The organism is Pseudomonas sp. Root401, assembly GCF_001425105.1.
In the GTDB taxonomy this organism is placed as follows: Bacteria; Pseudomonadota; Gammaproteobacteria; order Pseudomonadales; family Pseudomonadaceae; genus Aquipseudomonas; species Aquipseudomonas brassicacearum.
On the sequence record NZ_LMDO01000043.1, the window covers coordinates 1 to 21961 of the forward strand.

The window sequence follows — 21961 nt, forward strand, 5'->3', positions numbered from 1 at the left end:
GCAACCGGTGCCGCTGGGCGTGCCGGGCGAAATCTACATCGGTGGTGCTGGGGTGGCGCGGGGTTATTTGAACCGCGACGACCTGACGGCTGAACGCTTCCTCAAGGACCCGTTTAGCACGGCTTCGAACGCACGCATGTACAAAACCGGCGACCTGGGCCGCTACCTGCCGGATGGCAACATCGAATACCTGGGCCGCAACGACGATCAGGTGAAGATCCGTGGTTTCCGCATCGAGCTAGGGGAGATCGAAGCCAAGCTTGCCCAGGCTCCAAACATCAAGGAAACCGTGGTCCTGGCCCGGGAGGACGTACCGGGTGACAAGCGCCTGGTGGCCTATTTCACTCTGCATTCGCCAGGCGAAGCGGTAGAAATCGAAACCCTGCGCGCCCACCTGCAGGCATTGTTGCCGGCCTACATGGTTCCAGTGGCCTACGTGCACCTGGAGGCCTTGCCGCTGACCCCCAACGGCAAGCTCGACCGCAAGGCCCTGCCGGCGCCGGACCTCGATGCGTTGGTGACGCGTGGCTACGAGGCCCCGCAAGGTGAAACCGAAACCACCCTGGCGCAGCTCTGGCAAGACCTGCTCAATGTCGAACGCGTCGGTCGTCACGACCATTTCTTCGCGCTGGGCGGGCATTCCCTATTGGCCGTCAGCCTGATTGGCCGGATGCGCCAGCTCGGCTTGTCGGCGGACGTGCGGGTGCTGTTCAGCCAACCCACGCTCGCGGCGCTGGCCGCCGCAGTCGGCAGTGGCGGCGAGGTCGTGGTACCGGACAACGGCATTCTGCTGGGGTGCACCCGGATCACGCCGTCGATGCTGCCTCTTGTGGCGCTGGACCAGCAGGACATCGATCGCCTTGTGGAGACGGTGCCCGGTGGTGCGCGCAACGTGCAGGACATCTACCCGTTGGCGCCATTGCAGGAAGGGATTCTCTATCACCACATCGCTGCGCACACGGGGGATCCCTATGTGTTGCAGGCCACGTTCACCGTCGCGGATCGCGAGCGGCTGGAGGCGTTTGCCCAGGCCCTGCAGGGCGTCATCGATCGCCACGACATCCTGCGCACTTCGGTGGTCTGGGAAGGTCTGGACGAGCCGGTACAAGTGGTCTGGCGCAAAGCGCAACTGGCGGTGGAAGAGCTTGTGCTGACTGCCGAGGCGGGCGATATCGCCGGGCAATTGCGCGAGCGGTTCGACACGCTGCATTACCGTCTGGACATGCAGCAGGCGCCGTTGATGCGCATCGCATTCGCCCACGACCCGGCCCATCAGCGCTGGGTGGCGATGCTGTTGTTCCATCACATGATCCTCGACCACACGGCGTTGGAAGTGGTGCAGCGCGAGATGCAGGCACACCTGCTGGGCCAGGCCGAGCAGTTGGGCGAAGCGGTGCCATTCCGCAATTACGTGGCCCAGGCCCGCTTGGGCGTGAGCCGCGAGGAGCATGAAGGATTCTTCCGCGACATGTTGAGTGACGTCGACGAACCGACCTTGCCGTTCGGCTTGCTGGACGTACGTGGCGATGGCAGCGATATCGAAGAGGCCGGACTGAGCCTGCCTGCCGACCTGAGCCGGCGCCTGCGGGCCCAGGCCCGTCAGTTGGGTGTGAGCGCCGCGAGCCTGCATCATCTGGCCTGGGCGCACGTGCTGGGGCAGGTGTCCGGCAAGCAGGACGTGGTGTTCGGTACCGTACTGATGGGCCGGATGCAGGGTGGCGACGGCGCCCAGCATGCACTGGGCATGTTCATCAATACCTTGCCATTGCGGGTGAAGGTCGGAGCCCAAGGCGTGCGTGACGGGGTAAAAAACACCCACGCTCGCTTGACCGGCCTGCTGGGGCATGAACACGCCTCTCTGGCCTTGGCCCAGCGTTGCAGTGGCGTGGCCGCACCCATGCCGTTGTTCAATGCCTTGCTCAATTATCGGCACAGTGCCGCAGGCGTTGCCTCAAGCGAAACCTTGGTGGCTTGGGACGGTATTCAACTGCTGAGTAACGAAGAGCGCACCAACTACCCACTGACCTTGTCGGTGGATGACCTGGGCGAAGATTTCCACTTGTCGGCGCTGGCGGTGCCACAGGTCGGCGCGCAGCGGATGTGTGTCTACATGAGCATTGCCGTGGAGCACCTGGTCGAAGCGCTGGAACAGGCTCCGCAGACACCGTTGCACAGCCTGTCGATCCTGCCGCCGGCCGAGCGTCGGCAATTGCTGGTGGACTTCAACGCCACCACCCGTAGCTATCCCCAGGACAGGACCGTCCATGGTCTGTTCGAAGCCCAGGCCAACGAGCGTCCACAGGCCATTGCGGTCGTGCACGACGCCCACAGCCTGACCTACGGCGAGTTGAACCACCGGGCCAATCGCCTGGCCCGTCATCTGGTTGACCTCGGTGTGCAACCGGGCGATCGGGTGGCGATTGTGCTGGAACGCTCGATCGAGCTGCTGGTCAGCCAACTGGCGATCCTCAAGTGTGCTGCGGTCTACGTGCCGCTGGACGTCAGCGCACCGCTCGATCGTCAGGATTTCATTGTGCGTGACAGTGGTGCGCGGATGCTTCTGACGCTGAGCGCGCTGGCGGTGCCTGAGGGGATTGCTCGTGTGGATCTGGATAGTGTGGTCCTGGACACCGAGGCGGACCATGACCTGCGGTTGATACAAAGCAGCGAGTCGGTTGCCTACATCATGTACACCTCCGGGTCCACTGGCACTCCGAAAGGTGTGCTGGTACCACACCGGGCGATCAACCGATTGGTGATCAACAACGGCTACGCCGACTTCAACGAACAGGACCGCGTGGCGTTCGCCTCCAACCCGGCGTTCGACGCCAGCACCCTCGACGTCTGGGCACCGTTGCTCAATGGTGGTTGTGTGGTGGTGGTCGACCAGGATGTGCTGCTGACACAAGACCGTTTTGCGGCGTTGCTGCAAGAACAGTCGGTCAGTGTGTTGTGGATGACCGCGGGCCTGTTCCATCAATACGCCGCCGGACTGATGCCGGTGTTCGCTCAGTTGCGCTACCTGATCGTCGGTGGCGACGTGCTCGACCCAGCAGTGATCGGCCGGGTCCTGAAAGACGGCGCGCCGCTGCACCTGCTCAACGGCTATGGNGTTGCGCTACCTGATCGTCGGTGGCGACGTGCTCGACCCAGCAGTGATCGGCCGGGTCCTGAAAGACGGCGCGCCGCTGCACCTGCTCAACGGCTATGGTCCGACCGAAGCCACCACCTTCACCACCACCCACGAAATCAAGGCCGTGGGCGAGGGCGGTGTTCCCATCGGTCGTCCGATTGGCAATACCCGCGTCTATGTGCTGGACGCCAACCAACAGCCGGTGCCCATCGGCGTGGCCGGCGAGCTGTACATCGGTGGCGATGGNTGGTCGTCCGATTGGCAATACCCGCGTCTATGTGCTGGACGCCAACCAACAGCCGGTGCCCATCGGCGTGGCCGGCGAGCTGTACATCGGTGGCGATGGTGTGGCGAAAGGGTATCTGAATCGCCCGGAGCTGAGCGCCGAGAAATTCGTCGCCGACCCGTTCAATGCCGATCCCGGAGCGTTGCTGTACCGTACCGGCGACTTGGCGCGCTGGCGGGCGGACGGCACGGTGGATTACCTGGGGCGTAACGACGACCAGGTGAAGATCCGTGGTTTCCGTATTGAACTGGGCGAGATCGAAGCCCGGTTGGGCCAATGCCCTGGCGTGAAAGACGCGGTCGTGCTGGCGCGGCAAGACGATGCCGGTCCCAAGCGCCTGGTGGGGTATGTGATCCCTGAACCGGGCGTGACCTTGTCGGTACACGAGTTGCGGGGGCAATTGTCGAGTGTGCTAGCCGACTACATGCTGCCCAGCGCCTTCGTGGTGCTGCCAGCCTTTGCGCTGACCGCCAACGGCAAATTGGATCGCCGTGAGCTCCCGGCACCGGATGCCGAGGCCTATGCCTCTCGAGAATATGAAGCGCCGCAGGGCGAGGTGGAACAGACCCTGGCGCGAATCTGGGCTGACGTGCTCAAGGTCGAGCAGGTGGGGCGCCACGATCACTTCTTCGAACTGGGCGGACACTCGTTGCTGGCGGTGACGCTGATCGAACGCATGCGCCAGGCTGGCTTGAGCACCGACGTGCGCGTGCTGTTCAGCCAACCGACCCTGGCCGCACTGGCCGCGGCGATTGGCAGCGGCAGGGAAGTCAGCGTGCCGGCGAACCTGATTCCCCAGGATTGCGAACGCATCACTCCCGAGTTGTTGCCATTGGTCAACCTGTCCCAGGACACCCTCGACCAAATCGTTGCCACCGTGCCCGGTGGTGCGCGCAACGTACAGGACATCTACCCGCTGGCGCCGCTGCAGGAAGGCATCCTCTATCACCACTTGGCCGCCGAGCAGGGCGACCCTTATGTGTTGCAGTCACGGTTCGCCTTCGACAACCGTGATCGCCTCGAGGCGTTCATCGGTGCGCTACAGGTGGTGATCGATCGTCACGACATCTTGCGTACCAGTGTGGTCTGGGAAGGGTTGGACGAGCCGGCGCAAGTGGTCTGGCGCCAGGTGGTACTGGAGCCGCAGTGCGTCGTGCCCGACGCCACGGCCGGAGACATTGCCACGCAACTGGCCAACCGCTTCGATGCACGGCACTATCGCCTGGACCTGGGCCGGGCGCCCTTGTTGCACTTGGCTTACGCACGGGACGAGGCCCAGGATCGCTGGGTGGCGATCCTGTTGTTCCATCACATGGCGCTGGACCACACCGCTCTGGATGTGATGCAGCATGAAATGCAACTGCACCTGTTGGGCCAGGGCGAGCAGTTGGGCGAAGCGATGCCTTATCGCAACTACGTGGCCCAGGCCCGCCTGGGCACAAGCGAACAAGAGCACGAAACGTTTTTCCGCGAGATGCTCGGCGATATCGACGAGCCGACGTTGCCTTTTGGCTTGCAGGACGTGCAGGGTGAGGGGCATGGCATCGATGAGGATCGCCAGCCTGTCGACCTTGCACTGTCCAGGCGCCTGCGGGTGCAGGCACGCCACCTGGGGGTGAGTGCCGCCAGTTTGGTGCACCTGGCCTGGGCGCAGGTGCTGGGCAAGGTATCGGGCAAACAGGAAGTGGTGTTTGGTACGGTCCTGTTGGGCCGGATGCAGGGCGGCGACGGCGCCGACCGTGCCCTGGGGATGTTCATCAACACCTTGCCGTTGCGGGTGGATGTGGGCTCCCAGGACGTGCGCAGCGGCGTCAAGGCCACTCATGGGCGCTTGACGGCTTTGCTGGGCCACGAACATGCCTCGTTGGCACTGGCGCAACGTTGCAGTGGCGTAGTGGCGCCGACGCCGCTGTTCAGCGCCTTGCTCAACTACCGTCACAGCGCGGTCCAGGTGACCCAGGACGCCCTGTCGGCCTGGAGCGGGATCAATGCACTGGGCGGTGATGAGCGGACCAATTATCCATTGACCCTCAACGTGGATGACCTGGGTGACGGATTCTTCCTCACGGTGATGGTCGATACGGCCATCGGTGCACAGCGTATTTGCGGCTATATGCAGGTGGCCCTGGAAAACCTGGTGATGGCCCTGGAGCAGGTACCGCAAACCCCGCTGCACGCCTTGGCGATCCTGCCACCGGGCGAGCGCCGGCAATTGCTCGAAACCTGGAACACGACCGATGTCGCGTATGTCGACGATGCCCTGATCCATCGGCAATTTGAGGGCTGGGCGGCGTCTCAACCCGACACCGTGGCCGTCGTGCATGAACACCAGGCACTGACCTACGGCGAGCTCAATGCCCGCGCCAACCAACTGGCTCACAGCCTGGTGGCCCTGGGTGTACGTCCGGATGATCGCGTGGCGATTTGTGTCGAGCGCGGCCTGGAGATGATCGTTGGCTTGCTGGGCATCCTGAAAGCCGGCGCGGGGTATGTGCCGCTGGACCCGGCTTATCCACCCGAGCGCATCGCCTACATGTTGCATGACAGCAGCCCCGTGGCGGTGGTGACCCAATCGCAGTGGCGCGACAGCCTGCCGGTATTGCCGGTGCCCACCCTGGTGCTCGACCCGGCCGACACCGGCGAAATGAGCCGGCAACCGCGGCACAATCCCGATGTGGCGGACCTGAATGCCAGCCACTTGGCCTACGTGATCTATACCTCCGGTTCCACAGGCCTGCCCAAGGGCGTGATGGTCGAGCACCGCAACGTCGCACGGCTGTTTTCGGCCACCCAGCCGTGGTTCGAATTTGGCCCGCAAGATGTGTGGGCGCTGTTCCATTCTTTTGCCTTCGACTTCTCGGTCTGGGAAATCTGGGGCGCCTTGATTCACGGTGGCCGCTTGCTTGTCGTGCCGCAACTGGTCAGCCGTTCACCGCAATACTGCTATGCCCTGTTGTGCGAAGCGGGTGTGACCATTCTCAACCAGACGCCGAGTGCCTTCCGCCAGCTGATTGCGGCCCAAGGTGAAAGCGACCTGGGTCACAACTTGCGGCAAGTGATCTTTGGTGGCGAGGCCCTGGAAACCGGCATTCTCAAGCCGTGGTATGCCCGCGAGGGCAATGCCCGGACGCAGTTGGTCAACATGTACGGCATCACCGAAACGACGGTGCACGTGACTTATCGTCCGCTTGAAGCGGCCGACGCGCAGTTGGCCGGCGTCAGCCCGATTGGCAAGCGCATTCCCGACCTGCAGCTCTATGTGCTCGACGCCCAGCGCGAGCCGGTACCGGTGGGCGTGGTGGGTGAGATGTACGTGGGCGGCGCGGGGGTCAGCCGTGGTTATTTGAACCGTGACGAACTGACCGCCGAGCGTTTCCTCGACAACCCGTTCAGCCCCGAGCCGAACGCGCGGATGTACAAGACCGGTGACCTGGGGCGCTGGTTGGCGGACGGCAGCATCGAATACCTGGGCCGCAATGACGACCAAGTGAAGATCCGCGGTTTCCGTATCGAATTGGGCGAGATCGAAGCCAAGCTGGCCGCGTGCAATGGTGTGCGGGAGGCCGTGGTGGTGGCGCGCCAGGATACACCGGGCGATCAGCGCCTGGTGGCCTATGTGATTGCCGAGGAGGGCGAGCCGCCATCAGCCGCCGAGCTGCGCGATGAGCTGTTGGGTTCGTTGGCCGAATACATGGTGCCCAGCGCATTCGTAATGTTGACGGTGTTCCCGTTGACCACCAACGGCAAGCTGGACCGCAAGGCCTTGCCGGTGCCGGACCAGTCGTCGGTGGTAACCCGTGAATACGAGGCCCCTCAAGGCGAGGTCGAGAGCGCTATTGCCAGGATCTGGCAGGACCTGCTGCACGTCGAGCGGGTCGGCCGCCACGATCACTTTTTTGAAATGGGTGGCCACTCGTTGCTGGCGGTGAAGTTGATCGAGCGCATGCGCCAGGTCGACCTGGCGGCCGACGTCCGTGTGCTGTTCGGCCAGCCGACACTGGCGGCGCTGGCGGCTGCGGTGGGAGGGTGCCAGGAAGTCCAGGTGCCGGCCAACCTCATCCCGCGCGACTGTTCGCGGATCACGCCGGACCTGTTGCCGCTGGCCACGTTGAGCCAGGACGAGATCGACCGTGTCGTGGCGACGGTGCCCGGTGGCGTGGGCAATGTGCAGGACATCTACGCCTTGACGCCGCTGCAGGAGGGCATTTTGTATCACCACGTCGCGGCGGCCAAAGGTGATCCTTATCTGCAATACATACTGTTCGCTTTTGACAGCCGTGCCCATTTGGATCTATTCGCCAAGGCACTGCAAAGCGTGGTGTCCAGGCATGACATCCTGCGCACCGGTGTGGTCTGGGAAGGCATTGACGAACCGGTTCAAGTGGTCTGGCGCGAGGCGCAGTTGGGGTTCGATGAGATCGTATTGGACGAGGCGGCGGGGGATATCGCCCAGCAACTGCGCGAGCGTCTGGATCCGCGCCACTATCGCCTGGATATTCGTCAGGCGCCAATGATGCGCATTGGTTACGCACAAGACGTAGCGAACAATCGCTGGGTGGGCATGCTGCTGTTCCACCACATGGTCGACGATGCGACCTCGCTGGCCATGCTCGCTACGGAAATTGGCGTACACATGTCCGGCGGCGAACAGGAACTGGCGGCCTCGGTGCCGTATCGCAACTTCGTGGCACAGGCGCGGCTCGGCGTCAGCCGCGAGGAACATGAAGCATTTTTCCGCGAGATGCTCGGTGATGTGGCTGAACCGACACTGCCTTTCGGTTTGCAGGATGTGCAAGGTGATGGGCACGATATCGAGGAGGTCCGCCAGAGCGTCGATGCCCAGCTTGGCCAGCGTCTGCGCGTGCAGGCGCGTCAGCTTGGCGTGAGCGCGGCAAGCCTGTATCACCTGGCCTGGGCGCAGGTGCTGGGCAAAGTGTCGGGCAAGGAAGACGTGGTCTTTGGCACCGTGCTGCTGGGGCGGATGCAGGGCGGTGAAGGCGCCGACCGTGCGTTGGGCATGTTCATCAACACCTTGCCGTTGCGGGTGAGCCTGGGCGCGCAAGGTGTGCGTGCCGCTGTCAAGTCGACCCATGCACGCTTGACGGCGCTGCTGGGGCACGAGCATGCCTCGTTGGTCCTGGCGCAACGCTGCAGTGGCGTGGCTGCCCCGACGCCGTTGTTCAGCGCGCTGCTCAACTATCGCCATATCGGTGCGCAGGCGCCTTCCAGTGATGTCATTGCGGCCTGGGAGGGTATCCAGACGCTGGAAGGTGAAGAACGCACCAACTATCCGTTGACGTTGTCGGTGGATGACTTGGGTGAAGGTTTCAACCTGACCGTCATGGCTCAGGAACCTATTGGCGCCGAGCGTGTTTGCAATTATGTGCAATGCGTTGTGGAAAACCTGGTACAGGCGTTGGAACAATCGCCGCTGGCGCCCTTGAGCGGGTTGAAGATCCTGCCGCCGGCCGAGCGTCGGCAATTGCTCGAAAGCTGGAACGACACGGACGTCGAATTTGTCCAGGACGCGCTCATCCATGCTCAGTTTGAAGTCCGGGCCGCGGCACAGCCCGAGGCCATGGCGGTGATGTTCGAAGAGCGGACGCTGACCTACGGCGAGCTCAACGCCCGGGCCAACCAGGTCGCTCATCGTTTGCTGGCGCTGGGCATTCGCCCGGATGACCGGGTGGCGATCTGTGTCGAGCGTGGCCTGGACATGATCGTCGGCTTGTTGGGGATCCTGAAAGCCGGCGCCGGTTATGTGCCGGTGGACCCGGCCTACCCGACGGAACGCATTGCGTACATGCTGCGTGACAGCCTGCCGGTTGTGCTGTTGGCCCAAGCCGCCACGCATAGTCTGTTGGCGGACGTTTCGGTGCCGGTGTTGCAACTCGATGACGGCAGCTGGCAGGGCGAATCCGTCGCCAACCCACAAGTGCCGGGCTTGGACTCCAGCCACCTGGCCTACGTGATCTACACCTCGGGTTCGACCGGCTTGCCCAAGGGCGTGATGGTCGAACACCGCAACGTCGCACGGCTGTTCTCGGCGACCCAACCCTGGTTCGATTTCGGTCCGCAGGACGTTTGGGCGCTGTTCCATTCCTTCGCCTTCGATTTCTCGGTCTGGGAGATCTGGGGCGCGTTGACCCACGGTGGCCGCTTGCTGGTGGTGCCGCAACTGGTCAGTCGTTCTCCGCAAGACTGCTATGCGCTGCTGTGCGAGGCCGGTGTGACCGTGCTGAACCAGACGCCAAGCGCTTTCCGGCAACTGATCGTGGCCCAGGGTGAGAGCAATCTGCGCCACAGCTTGCGCCAGGTGATCCTTGGCGGCGAAGCGCTGGAAACCGGGATGCTCAAGCCGTGGTATGCCCGTGCGACCAATGCCGGGACACAGTTGGTGAACATGTACGGCATCACCGAAACGACGGTGCATGTGACGTATCGTCCGCTTGAAGCGGCCGACGCACAGTTGACCGGCGTCAGCCCGATTGGCAAGCGCATTCCCGACCTGCAACTGTACGTACTCGATGCCCAGCGTGAGCCGGCGCCGGTGGGCGTGGTGGGTGAGATGTACGTGGGCGGCGCGGGTGTCAGCCGTGGTTATTTGAACCGCGACGACCTGACCGCCGAGCGTTTCCTCGACAACCCGTTCAGCCCTGAACCGAACGCGCGGATGTATCGGACCGGCGATCTGGGTCGTTGGCTGGCCGACGGCAGCATCGAGTATTTGGGCCGCAATGACGACCAAGTGAAGATCCGTGGTTTCCGGATCGAACTGGGCGAGATCGAAGCGACGCTGACGGCCTGCGAGGGTGTCCGCGAGGCGGTGGTCATCGCTCGCGAGGACGAACCGGGCGACAAGCGCTTGGTGGCTTATGTGATTGCCGCGCAAAGTGCATCGCTCTCGGCTGTCGACCTGCGTACGCAGTTGCTGGGGGCGCTGGCGGAGTACATGGTCCCCAGCGCCTTCGTGATCCTTGACGCGTTCCCGCTGACCACTAACGGCAAGCTCGACCGCAAGGCCTTGCCAACACCGGATCAGTCGGCAGTGATCAGCCGTGAATACGCAGCCCCGCAAGGCGAGGTCGAGACGACCATCGCCCGGATCTGGCAGGACTTGCTCAAGCTCGAGCAGGTCGGTCGCCACGACAATTTCTTCGAGCTGGGTGGCCATTCGCTGTTGGCCGTGAAACTGATCGAACGGATGCGCCAGGTCGACCTGGCCGCCGATGTGCGGGTGCTGTTCGGCCAGCCGACGCTGGCTGCGTTGGCTGCGGCAGTGGGCGGTGTCAGGGAGGTCGTGGTGCCCGGCAATGCGATCCCGAATGGCTGTACGCGGATCACCCCGGACATGCTGCCCCTGGCTGACCTGGACCAGGACGCTATTGACCGAATCGTGGCGACGGTGCCGGGTGGCGTGACCAATGTGCAGGATATCTACGCCCTGGCGCCGTTGCAGGAGGGGATTCTCTACCACCACCTTGCCGCGGAGCAGGGCGATCCCTATGTGTTGCAGGTGCTGTTTGGCTTTGACAACCGCGAACGGTTGCAGGCCTTTGCCCAGGCCTTGCAGAGCGTGGTGTCGCGTAATGACATCTTGCGCACCAGCATGGTCTGGCAAGGCCTGGCAGCACCCGTGCAGGTGGTATGGCGCCATGCGACCCTGGGCCTGGAAGAGATCGAGGTGGATCCGGCGGGGGGCGAGGTGGTGCAGCAACTGCACGGGCGTTTCGATCCACGTCATTACCGTCTCGACATCGCCCAGGCACCGCTGATGCGTTTTGCCTTTGCCCAGGATGTGGCGAATCAGCGCTGGGTCGGCATGCTGTTGTTCCATCACATGGTGTTGGACCACACGGCGCTTGAGGTCGTGGTGCACGAGATGCAGGCCAGTCTCTTGGGCCAGGCGCACTTGCTTTCGCCCGCCGTGCCGTATCGCAACCATGTGGCCCAGGCGCGACTGGGGGTCAGTCGTGAGCAGCACGAAGGGTTTTTCCGCGAGATGCTCGGCGATATCGATGAACCCACGTTGCCGTTCGGCTTGCAGGATGTGCAGGGTGATGGCAGCGGTATCGAAGAAGCCCATCAGGACGTGGACGCCGCGCTGGCGCAGCGCCTACGTGCCCAGGCCCGTCAACTCGGTGTGAGCGCGGCCAGCCTGGTTCACTTGGCCTGGGGGCACGTGGTCGGGCAGGTGTCGGGCCGTGAAGAGGTGGTGTTCGGCACCGTGCTGATGGGGCGGATGCAGGGCGGCGATGGGGCCGATCGGGCCCTGGGCATGTTCATCAATACGTTGCCATTGCGCGTCAGTGTCGGCGCTCAGGGCGCCCGCGCCGGTGTCAAGGCGACCCATGGCCGGTTGTCGGCCTTGCTGGGCCACGAGCACGCCTCGCTGTCCCTGGCGCAACGTTGCAGCGGCGTACCGACCTCGCTGCCGTTGTTCAGCACCTTGCTGAACTATCGACACAGTGCGGCTGAAGCGGTGTCCGACCCTGCCATCTCGGCCTGGCAGGGGATGCAAACCCTGCACATGGAAGAGCGCACCAACTATCCGTTGTGCCTGAACGTGGACGACTTGGGCGAAGGCTTTCGACTCACCGCTCAGGCCGTGGTCGAAGTGGGTGCCCGACGTGTCTGCGGTTACATGCACACAGCCCTGGAAAGCCTGGTGGCGGCGTTGGAGCACACGCCAGACCTGGCGTTGCGGGAACTGTCGATTGTGCCGACGGCGGAGCGCGAGCGGTTACTGGTGGACTTCAATGCCACCCAGGCCGAATACCCGCGGGAGCAGACCATCCACGGGTTGTTCGAGGATCAGGTGCAGCGCACGCCGGATGCCGTGGCGGTGCGTCACGGCCGACAACAGCTCAATTATCGCGAGCTCAACGGCCTCGCCAATCGCTTGGCCCATTACCTGCGCAAACAGGGCGTGCAGCCCGATTCGCGGGTGGCGATCTGCGTCGAGCGCGGCATCGACATGGTTGTTGGCTTGCTGGCGATTCTCAAGGCCGGCGGTGGTTATGTGCCGCTGGACCCGGCGTATCCGTTGGATCGGATTGCCTACATGCTGCAAGACAGTGCCCCGGCGGCGATCCTGGTTCAAGGCAGCACCCGCCACCTGTTGGGCGAGACGTCGGTGCCGGTGATCGACCTCGACAAGGGCGTCTGGCAGGACGAGGCGGCGCCCAATCCGCAGGTTCCAGGCCTGGCCTCGTCGCACCTGGCTTACGTGATCTACACCTCGGGTTCGACCGGCCAGCCTAAAGGCGTGATGATCGAACACCGCAACACGGTGAATTTCCTGACCTGGGCGCATCGTTCGTTCGATTCGCAGACCTTGGCTAAAACCCTGTTCTCGACTTCGTTGAACTTCGACCTGGCCGTCTATGAGTGCTTTGCGCCGCTGACGTCTGGCGGCAGCATCGACGTGGTCACTAATGTGCTGGAACTGCAAAAGGGCGAGCACGACATTACCTTGATCAACACCGTACCCTCGGCGCTCAAGGCGTTGCTGGAATCGGGCGGGTTGGGCGAGGGCGTCGATACGGTCAACGTCGCCGGTGAAGCCTTGAAGCGCAGCCTGGTGGAAGCCTTGTTCGAACAAACCCAGGTCAGGCGCCTGTGCAACCTCTACGGCCCATCGGAAACTACGACCTACTCAAGTTGGGTGTCGATGGCTCGCGAAGATGGCTTTGCCGCGCACATCGGCAAACCGGTGGCGAACACCCAGTTCTACCTGCTGGACGAGCACAAGCAGCCCGTGCCATTGGGCGTACCGGGGGAAATCTACATCGGTGGCGCCGGGGTCGCTCGCGGTTATCTCAATCGTGATGACCTGACGGCTGAACGCTTCCTGAAAGACCCGTTCAGCACGGCTGCGAACGCCCGCATGTATCGCACTGGCGACCTGGGCCGCTACCTGTCGGACGGCAACATCGAATACCTGGGCCGCAACGACGATCAGGTGAAGATCCGTGGTTTCCGCATCGAACTGGGCGAGATCGAAGCCAAGCTTGCGCAACACGACGCCTTGAACGAAACCGTGGTCCTGGCCCGTGAGGATGTGCCGGGCGACAAGCGCCTGGTGGCCTATTTCACCCAGCATTCGCCAGTAGACATCGAAGCGCTGCGCACGCATCTGCAGGCACAATTGCCGGCCTATATGGTGCCCGCCGCCTATGTGCGCCTGGATGCATTGCCACTGACGCCGAACGGCAAGCTCGACCGCAAGGCCCTGCCGGCGCCAGACCTCGATGCCGTCATCACCCGTGGCTACGAAGCGCCGCAAGGTGAGGTCGAAACTACCCTGGCACAGATCTGGAAAGACCTGCTGGGCTTGCAACAGGTCGGTCGGCATGACCAGTTCTTCGAACTGGGGGGCCACTCGTTGCTAGCGATTCAATTGATTTCCCAGGTGCGTCTGCGCCTGGGGGTGGAGTTGGGCCTGACCGAACTGTTCGCCCAGCCCCAGCTCATGGGACTGGCGCAGGCAGTGGCGCAGGCCGGGCGCAGCACGTTGCCGGAGATCGTCCGGATTTCTCGAAAGGACGACTTGCCCTTGTCGTTCGCCCAACAGCGCCTATGGTTCCTGGCACAGATGGAAGGGGCCAGCGCGGCCTACCACATACCCGCCGGGCTGCGCTTGCGTGGTGTGCTGGACATCCTCGCCTTGCAGCGGGCGTTGGACCGCATTGTCGCCCGCCACGAGGCCCTGCGTACCACCTTCGTGCAGGTGCGGGGCCAGGAGGCTCGGCAGCATATCGCGCCCGCAGATGTCGGGTTCGCGCTACTGCACCATGACTTCTGTGGCCAGGCCGATGCCGAGGGCCAGTTGCACGCGCTGGCGGCGCAGGAAGCCACAGACCCCTTTAGCCTGGAACAGGGTCCATTGATCCGCGGCCGACTGATCCGCCTCGGCAGCGAGGACCATGTGTTGCTGCTGACCATGCACCACATCGTCTCGGACGGCTGGTCCATTGGCGTGTTGATCAAGGAATTGACGGCGCTTTATGAAGCGTTTCGCCATGACCTGGACGATCCGCTGCCGGCCCTGGCGGTGCAGTACAGCGACTACGCTGTCTGGCAACGTCGCTGGTTGAGCGGCGAGGTGCTGCAAACCCAAAGCGATTACTGGCGACAAGCCCTGGCCGATGCGCCAGCCTTGTTGATGCTGCCCACCGACCGTGCGCGTCCTGCGCAACAGGACTATGCCGGGGCGACATTGCCAGTGGTCTTCGACGCTGATTTGACCGCGGGCCTCAAGGCCCTGAGCCAGCGCCACGGCGTCACCTTGTACATGACCTTGATGGCGGCCTGGGGGGCGTTGTTGAGCCGGCTTTCGGGCCAGGATGAAGTGGTGATCGGCTCGCCGGTGGCCAACCGCACTCGGTCGGAAGTCGAAGGATTGATCGGCTTCTTCGTCAACACCTTGGCCGTGCGCATCGATCTCTCGGGGGCGCCGACCGTGGCAACCTTGCTGGCCCGGGTCAAGGCCCAGGCCCTTGGGGCCCAGGCGCATCAGGACCTGCCATTCGAGCAAGTGGTGGAAGTGCTCAAGCCTGTGCGCAGCCTGGCCCACAGCCCGCTGTTCCAGGCCATGCTGTCGTGGCAGACCCATGACAACACCGAACTGGTGCTGGGGGACTTGAAACTCGAAGGCCTGGGAGCGGCCAGCAACGTCGCCAAATTCGACGTGTCCCTGGAGCTGGGCGAGATCCAAGGGCAGATGTTCGGCGCTCTCGAATACGCCACGGCGCTGTTCGACGAGCGCACGGTGCAGCGTTACCTTGGCTACTTCGAGCGCCTGCTGCGGGCCATGGTCGACAGTGACCAGGCCCAGATCGAACGGATCGCGCTGCTGGACAATGCCGAACGTGAGCATGTGCTGGCGGACCTCAACGCAACCCAGGCCGCGTATCCACGTGAACAGACGATCCACCAGTTGTTTGAAGCCCAGGTCGAGGCTCGACCGGACGCCATTGCTGTGGTGTTCGGTGACGAGCGACTGAGTTACGTTGAACTGAACCGCCAAGCCAACCAGATGGCTCATCACCTGATCGGCTTGGGCATCCGCCCGGATGACCGGGTGGCGATCTGTGTTGAACGCGGTGCCGAAATGCTCATCGGCCTGTTGGCCATCCTCAAGGCCGGTGCCGGTTACGTGCCGCTCGACCCTGCGTTTCCAGCCGAACGCTTGGCCTACATGCTCGCCGACAGTGCCCCGGTGGCACTGCTGAGCCAAGATGAACTGCTAGGTCGCCTGCCGGCGTTGACGGTGCCGGTGGTGCTGCTCGACCGCGCCGAGCGCGTGCGTTGCGGGATCGCCGCCGGTCGTGACGATAATCCGCTCGTTGCCTCCCTGGGCGCGCGCCACCTGGCCTACGTCATCTACACCTCGGGCTCCACCGGCAATCCCAAAGGGGTGATGATCGAACACCGCGGCCTGGTCAACTACTGTGTCGATGCGGTCCGGTTGTTTGGCCTGACACCGGCCGACACGGTGCTGCAGCAGAACACCCTGAACTTCGACCTGTCGGTGGAAGAGATCTTCCCGGCGCTGCTGGCCGGCGCCACCCTGGCGCCCACCCGGCAGCTGTTTGGCAGTGCCGAGTTGCAACAAAATGGCGATATCCGCCCGACGTTCCTGCACCTGACAGCGGCCCATTGGCATACCCTCGTGGCCGAATGGCATAACACACCGGCCCAGGCTCGGGACCATTTGCGCGAGGTGCGGCTGATCAACGTCACCGGTGATGCCTTATCGACGCAGAAATTGCAGATGTGGGACGCGGTTCGTCCCGCCCATACCCGATTGGTCAACACCTATGGCCCGACCGAGGCCACGGTTTCCTGCACGTCCGCCTACATGGAGCATGATGCGGTCGATGGCATCCTCGGCAATGCCAGCATCGGCAGGCCGATGGCCAATACCCGCATCTACCTGCTCGATGCGCACCGCCAGCCGGTGCCGTTCGGGGTGGTGGGGGAAATCTTCATTGGTGGTGACGGTGTGGCGCGCGGTTACCTGAACCTTGACGCCATCAGCGCCGAACGCTTCCTGGCCGATCCGTTCAGCGACCAACCCGATGCCCGCCTGTACAAAACCGGTGACCTGGCCCGTTATCGTCCGGACGGACGCCTTGAGTACCTGGGCCGTAACGACTTCCAGGTCAAGGTCCGTGGGTTCCGTATCGAACTGGGCGAGATCGAGGCCCGGCTGGGCGACTGTGCCGGGGTCAAGGAAGCGGCGGTGATCGTGCGCGAAGACACCCCGGGCGACAAACGCCTGGTGGCCTATGTGGTGCCGCAGGCCGGGACGCGCCTGGACGCGGCGACCTTGCGTGCGCAGTTGTCGACGCAATTGGCCGAATACATGCTGCCCGGCGCGTTTGTCAGCCTCGCCGCATTGCCGCTGACACCGAACCGCAAGCTCGACCGCCAGGCATTGCCGGCGCCCGATGCCGAGGCGTACGCCAGCCGCACCCATGAAGCGCCTCAGGGCAACACGGAAATCGTCCTGGCGCAGATCTGGCAGACCCTGCTCAAAGTTGAGTCGGTGGGCCGCCACGACCATTTCTTCGAATTGGGGGGGCATTCCTTGCTGGTGATGCGCTTGATCGCCCAGGTACGCGAGCAATTGGGCATGGAACTGAACTTGAGGGATGTCTTTGCCCAACCGCAATTGAATGCGCTGGCCCAAGTGCTCTCCCAGGCGGCACACAGCACCCGACCCGGTATCGTGCCGGTGTCCCGCGAACAGGCGTTGCCGTTGTCCTTCGCCCAGCAGCGTCTTTGGTTCCTGGCGCAACTGGACGGGGCCAGTGCGGCGTATCACATCCCCACTGGCCTGCGCCTGCGAGGCGCGCTGGATACGTCGGCGCTCACCCGCGCACTGGATCGTATCGTCGCCCGTCACGAGGCCCTGCGTACCACTTTTGTGCAGGCGCAAGGGCAGGACGTGGAACAGCGCATTGCCCCGGCCGACGTCGGTTTTGCGTTGCAGTTGCAGGCCTTGGCAGGGCGCGCGGACGCCGAAGCCGAGCTGCTGGCCCTGGCCGAGGAAGAGGCCCGCCAGGCCTTCGACCTGGCCAACGGCCCGCTGGTACGTGGCCGACTGGTGCGGATGGCTGAGGATGATCACGTGCTGTTGGTGACCCTGCACCATATCGTCTCCGATGGCTGGTCCTCCGATCTGCTGACCCATGAATTGGGCGTGCTGTACGAAGCGTTCCGTCAGGGCCAGGACGATCCATTGCCGGCGTTGCCGATTCAGTACGCGGACTATGCCCTTTGGCAACGGCGCTGGCTCACCGGGGAGGTCTTGGCCGAACAGGAACGCTTCTGGCAGCAGACCCTGGCCGACGCACCAGCCTTGTTGACGTTGCCAACCGATCGGCCACGGCCTGCGCAGCAGGATCACGCCGGCGCTGCGGTGGGGATCGTCCTCGACGAAACCCTGACCCAAGGCTTGCAGGCGTTGAGCCAGCGCCATGGCGCCACCTTGTTCATGACGGTCATGGCCGCCTGGGCCGCGGTGCTCAGTCGCCTGTCCGGCCAGCACGACGTGGTCATCGGCACGCCGGTGGCGAACCGCATGCAAGCGGAAGTCGAGGGTTTGATCGGCCTGTTCGTCAACACGCTGGCGCTACGCGTCGATGTGGCGGACGAACTGACGGTGCAAGCCTTGTTGCAACAGGTGAAGGTTCGGACCCTGGACGCCCAGGCGCATCAAGACCTGCCTTTCGAGCAGGTGGTGGAGGTAGTCCGGCCATTGCGCAGCCTGTCCCATAGCCCGGTGTTCCAGACCATGCTGTCATGGCAGAACAGCGAAGCCACGGGATTGGAGCTGGGCGATATGTCGCTGCAAGGGCTGGGCGTGACCAGCCGTACCGCGAAATTCGACGTGTTGCTGGACATGGCTCTGGTTGATGGGCGTCTGTTCGGGGCGCTGGAATACGCCACGGCGTTGTTCGACCCAGCCACGATGGAGCGCTACCTCGGATACCTGGAAAGCGTACTGCGGGCCATGGTTGCTGATGAGCAGACCCTCGTGACGCAGATTCCGCTGCTGGATGGCAACGAGCGTCAGCATCTGTTGGAAGCGTTCAACACCACTGCGGTCGATTACCCGCAGGGCCTGACCCTGCACGGCCTGTTCGAGGCGCGGGTCGCGGCCTGCCCGGACGCTGTGGCGGTGGTGGCTGGCGAGGCGCAACAGAGCTACGCGCAACTCAATGAGCGTGCCAACCAGATCGCCCATCGCCTGCTGGAACTGGGCATTCGCCCGGATGACCGCGTGGCGATCTGTGCCGATCGCAGCCTGGACATGGTCGCGGGCCTGCTGGGGATTCTCAAGGCCGGCGCGGCGTATGTGCCGCTGGACCCGGATTATCCATCCGAGCGCCTGGCCTACATGCTGGAGAACAGCGCGCCGAGGGTGGTGCTGACCCAGCGCGCCTTGCAGGCCAGCCTGCCGGCTACGCAGGCGCGGACCTTGCTGCTGGATGAGGCGCAAGGGTTCTCGATGCAGCCAACCGACAATCCGCAGGTTRAAGGCTTGCATGCCCATCACCTGGCYTATGTCATCTACACCTCGGGCTCCACGGGCCTGCCCAAAGGCGTGATGAACGAGCACGGCGCGGTGGTCAACCGGCTGTTGTGGATGCAGGACGAATACGCCTTGAGCGCCACAGACGCAGTGCTGCAAAAGACCCCGTTCAGCTTCGACGTGTCGGTGTGGGARTTCTTCTGGCCGCTGTTCAGCGGTGCGCGGCTGGTGATGGCCCGTCCGGGCGGGCATCGTGATCCTGCCTACCTGCGCGAAGTGATCCAGGCCCAGGGCATCACCACGCTGCACTTTGTGCCGTCGATGCTCGATGTATTCCTGGCCCATGGCGAGGCGGGTNCCTGCCTACCTGCGCGAAGTGATCCAGGCCCAGGGCATCACCACGCTGCACTTTGTGCCGTCGATGCTCGATGTATTCCTGGCCCATGGCGAGGCGGGTCAGTGCGAAGGTTTGGTGCGGGTGATGTGCAGCGGCGAGGCGTTGCCGGGGCACCTGGTGCGGCGCTTCAAGGCGCAATTGCCGCACACTGGTCTTTACAACCTGTACGGCCCGACCGAAGCGGCGGTGGATGTGACGGCGTGGGACTGCGCCGGCACTGACACCCCCGACAGCACGCCGATCGGCAAGCCGATTGCCAACACGCGGATCTACCTGCTCGATGCCCATCAACAGCCAGTGCCCCTGGGCGTGGCCGGTGAGATTTACATCGGCGGTGTACAGGTGGCGCGGGGTTACCTGAACCGTCCGGAATTGACCGTCGAGCGTTTCCTGCGGGATCCGTTCAGCGACGCAGCGAATGCGCGGATGTACCGCACCGGCGACCTGGGTCGTTACCTGCCGGACGGCAACATCGAGTACCTGGGGCGTAATGATGACCAGGTGAAGATCCGCGGTTTCCGCATTGAATTGGGCGAGATCGAAGCGCGGTTGGCGCAGCATGATGCGGTGAAAGAAGCCGTAGTGCTGGCCCGTGAAGACGTACCGGGCGAGAAACGCCTGGTCGCCTATTTCACCACGCACTCAGTGGATGAAATGGCAGATATCGAAACCCTGCGTACCCATCTGCTCGAGCAACTGCCGGAGTACATGGTGCCGGCTGCCTACATGCGGCTCGATGCGCTGCCGCTGACCCCCAACGGCAAACTCGACCGCAAAGCCTTGCCAGCGCCGGATCATTCAGCAGTGATCGTCCGTGAATACGAGGCGCCACAAGGAGAAGTGGAAGCCAGCATTGCCCGCATTTGGGAGGACTTGCTCAAGCTCGAACAGGTCGGTCGCCATGACAATTTCTTCGAGCTGGGGGGGCACTCGCTGTTGGCGGTGAAAATGATCGAACGCATGCGCCAGGTCGACCTGAGCGTCGATGTGCGGGTCTTGTTCGGTCAGCCCACGTTGGCCGCGTTGGCCGCTGCCGTCGGGGGCTACCGGGAAGTCGTCGTACCGGCCAACGGTATTCCGGCCGGTTGCACACGCATCACACCGGACATGCTGCCGCTGGCCGATCTGACTCAAGAGGAGATCGAGCGGATTGTCGCGGCGGTGCCGGGCGGCGTGAGCAATGTCCAGGACATCTATGCCCTGGCGCCGCTGCAGGAAGGGATTTTGTATCACCACCTCACCGCCGCCGAAGGCGACCCCTATCTGCAGCAGGTGCTATTCGGTTTTGACAGTTTCACGCGCCTGGAGGATTTCGCCCACGCGTTGCAAGCCGTCATTACCCGCCACGATATCCTGCGTACCGGCGTGCTCTGGGAGGGGCTGTCAGAGCCTATGCAGGTGGTCTGGCGTGACGCGCCATTGAGTGTCGAGTCGGTTGCGCTGGATCCGACCCAAGGCGATATCGCCACGCAATTGCACCAGCGTTTCGACCCGCGGTTCTACCGTCTGGACATTCGCCAGGCGCCGATGATGCGGATTGTCTATGGGCAAGACCCGGCGAACCAGCGCTGGGTGGGCATGCTGTTGTTTCACCATCTGGTGGACGACGTCACGTCATTGGCGGTGCTGTCCGCGGAAATCGAGGCGCACATGCTCGGCCAGGCGCAGCGGCTGTCGGCGTCGGTGCCCTACCGCAACTTCGTTGCCCAGGCCCGCTTGGGCGTGAGCCGTGAGGAACACGAAACCTTCTTCCGCGACATGCTTGGCGATATCGACGAGCCAACGTTGCCATTCGATTTGCAGGATGTGCAAGGCGATGGCAGCGGCATCGAAGAGGTCCGCCAGGACATCGCGGCCGACCTGAGTCAGCGGTTGCGGGCCCAGGCGCGTCAACTCGGGGTGAGCGCGGCGAGCGTGTATCACCTGGTTTGGGCACAAGTGCTGGGCAAGGTGTCGGGCAAGGACGATGTGGTGTTCGGCACGGTGCTGGTGGGGCGGATGCAGGGCGGCGAGGGCGCCGACCGGGCGCTGGGAATGTTCATCAATACCTTGCCGTTGCGAGTGAGTGTCGGGCAAACCGGGGTTCGGGCGGGTGTGAAAGCGACCCATGAGCGCCTGACCGCATTGCTGGGCCATGAACACGCCGCATTGGCGCTGGCGCAACGTTGCAGTGGCGTGCAGGCACCGACGCCGCTGTTCAGTGCCTTGCTCAACTACCGTCACACCGCCACGACAGTGTCGAGCGAGGCATTGTCGGCCTGGAACGGTATTCAGGTTCTCAGTGGGGAGGAACGGACCAACTACCCGCTGATGTTGTCGGTGGACGATCAGGGCGAAGCGTTCAGCTTTACCGTCATGACCCCGGCGCGCATTGGTGCGCAGCGGCTTTGTGGTTATGTGCAGCACACGCTGGAAAACCTGGTCCGCATGCTCGAACAGACGCCGGACCTGCCCTTGCAGCAATTGTCGATCCTGCCGGTCTCGGAGCGTGAGCAACTGTTGGTGACGTTCAACGCCACCGAGGCCGATTATCCGCAGCAGCAGACGATCCATGGGTTGTTCGAAGACCAGGTTCAGCGTACGCCGGATGCCGTGGCG

The 21961-nt window shown here is 63.5% G+C and carries 2 protein-coding genes and 2 pseudogenes; all 4 read left to right on the top strand.

The features are described from left to right. Positions 1-3111 (top strand): AMP-binding protein (locus ASC85_RS33280; RefSeq protein ID WP_156395706.1); only part of this gene is annotated, 3111 nt, incomplete at both ends. 44 nt (positions 3112-3155) lie between these two features. Beyond that, positions 3156-3379, top strand: a 224-nt coding sequence (locus ASC85_RS33285) for an AMP-binding protein (protein WP_330219820.1), incomplete at its 3' end; no start/stop codon positions are given. Between the two features lies 1 nt (position 3380). Beyond that, positions 3381-19323, top strand: a pseudogene (locus ASC85_RS32340) (amino acid adenylation domain-containing protein); the annotation flags it as partial. 1 nt (position 19324) lies between these two features. After that, positions 19325-21961: pseudogene (locus tag ASC85_RS33290) on the top strand (condensation domain-containing protein); the annotation flags it as partial.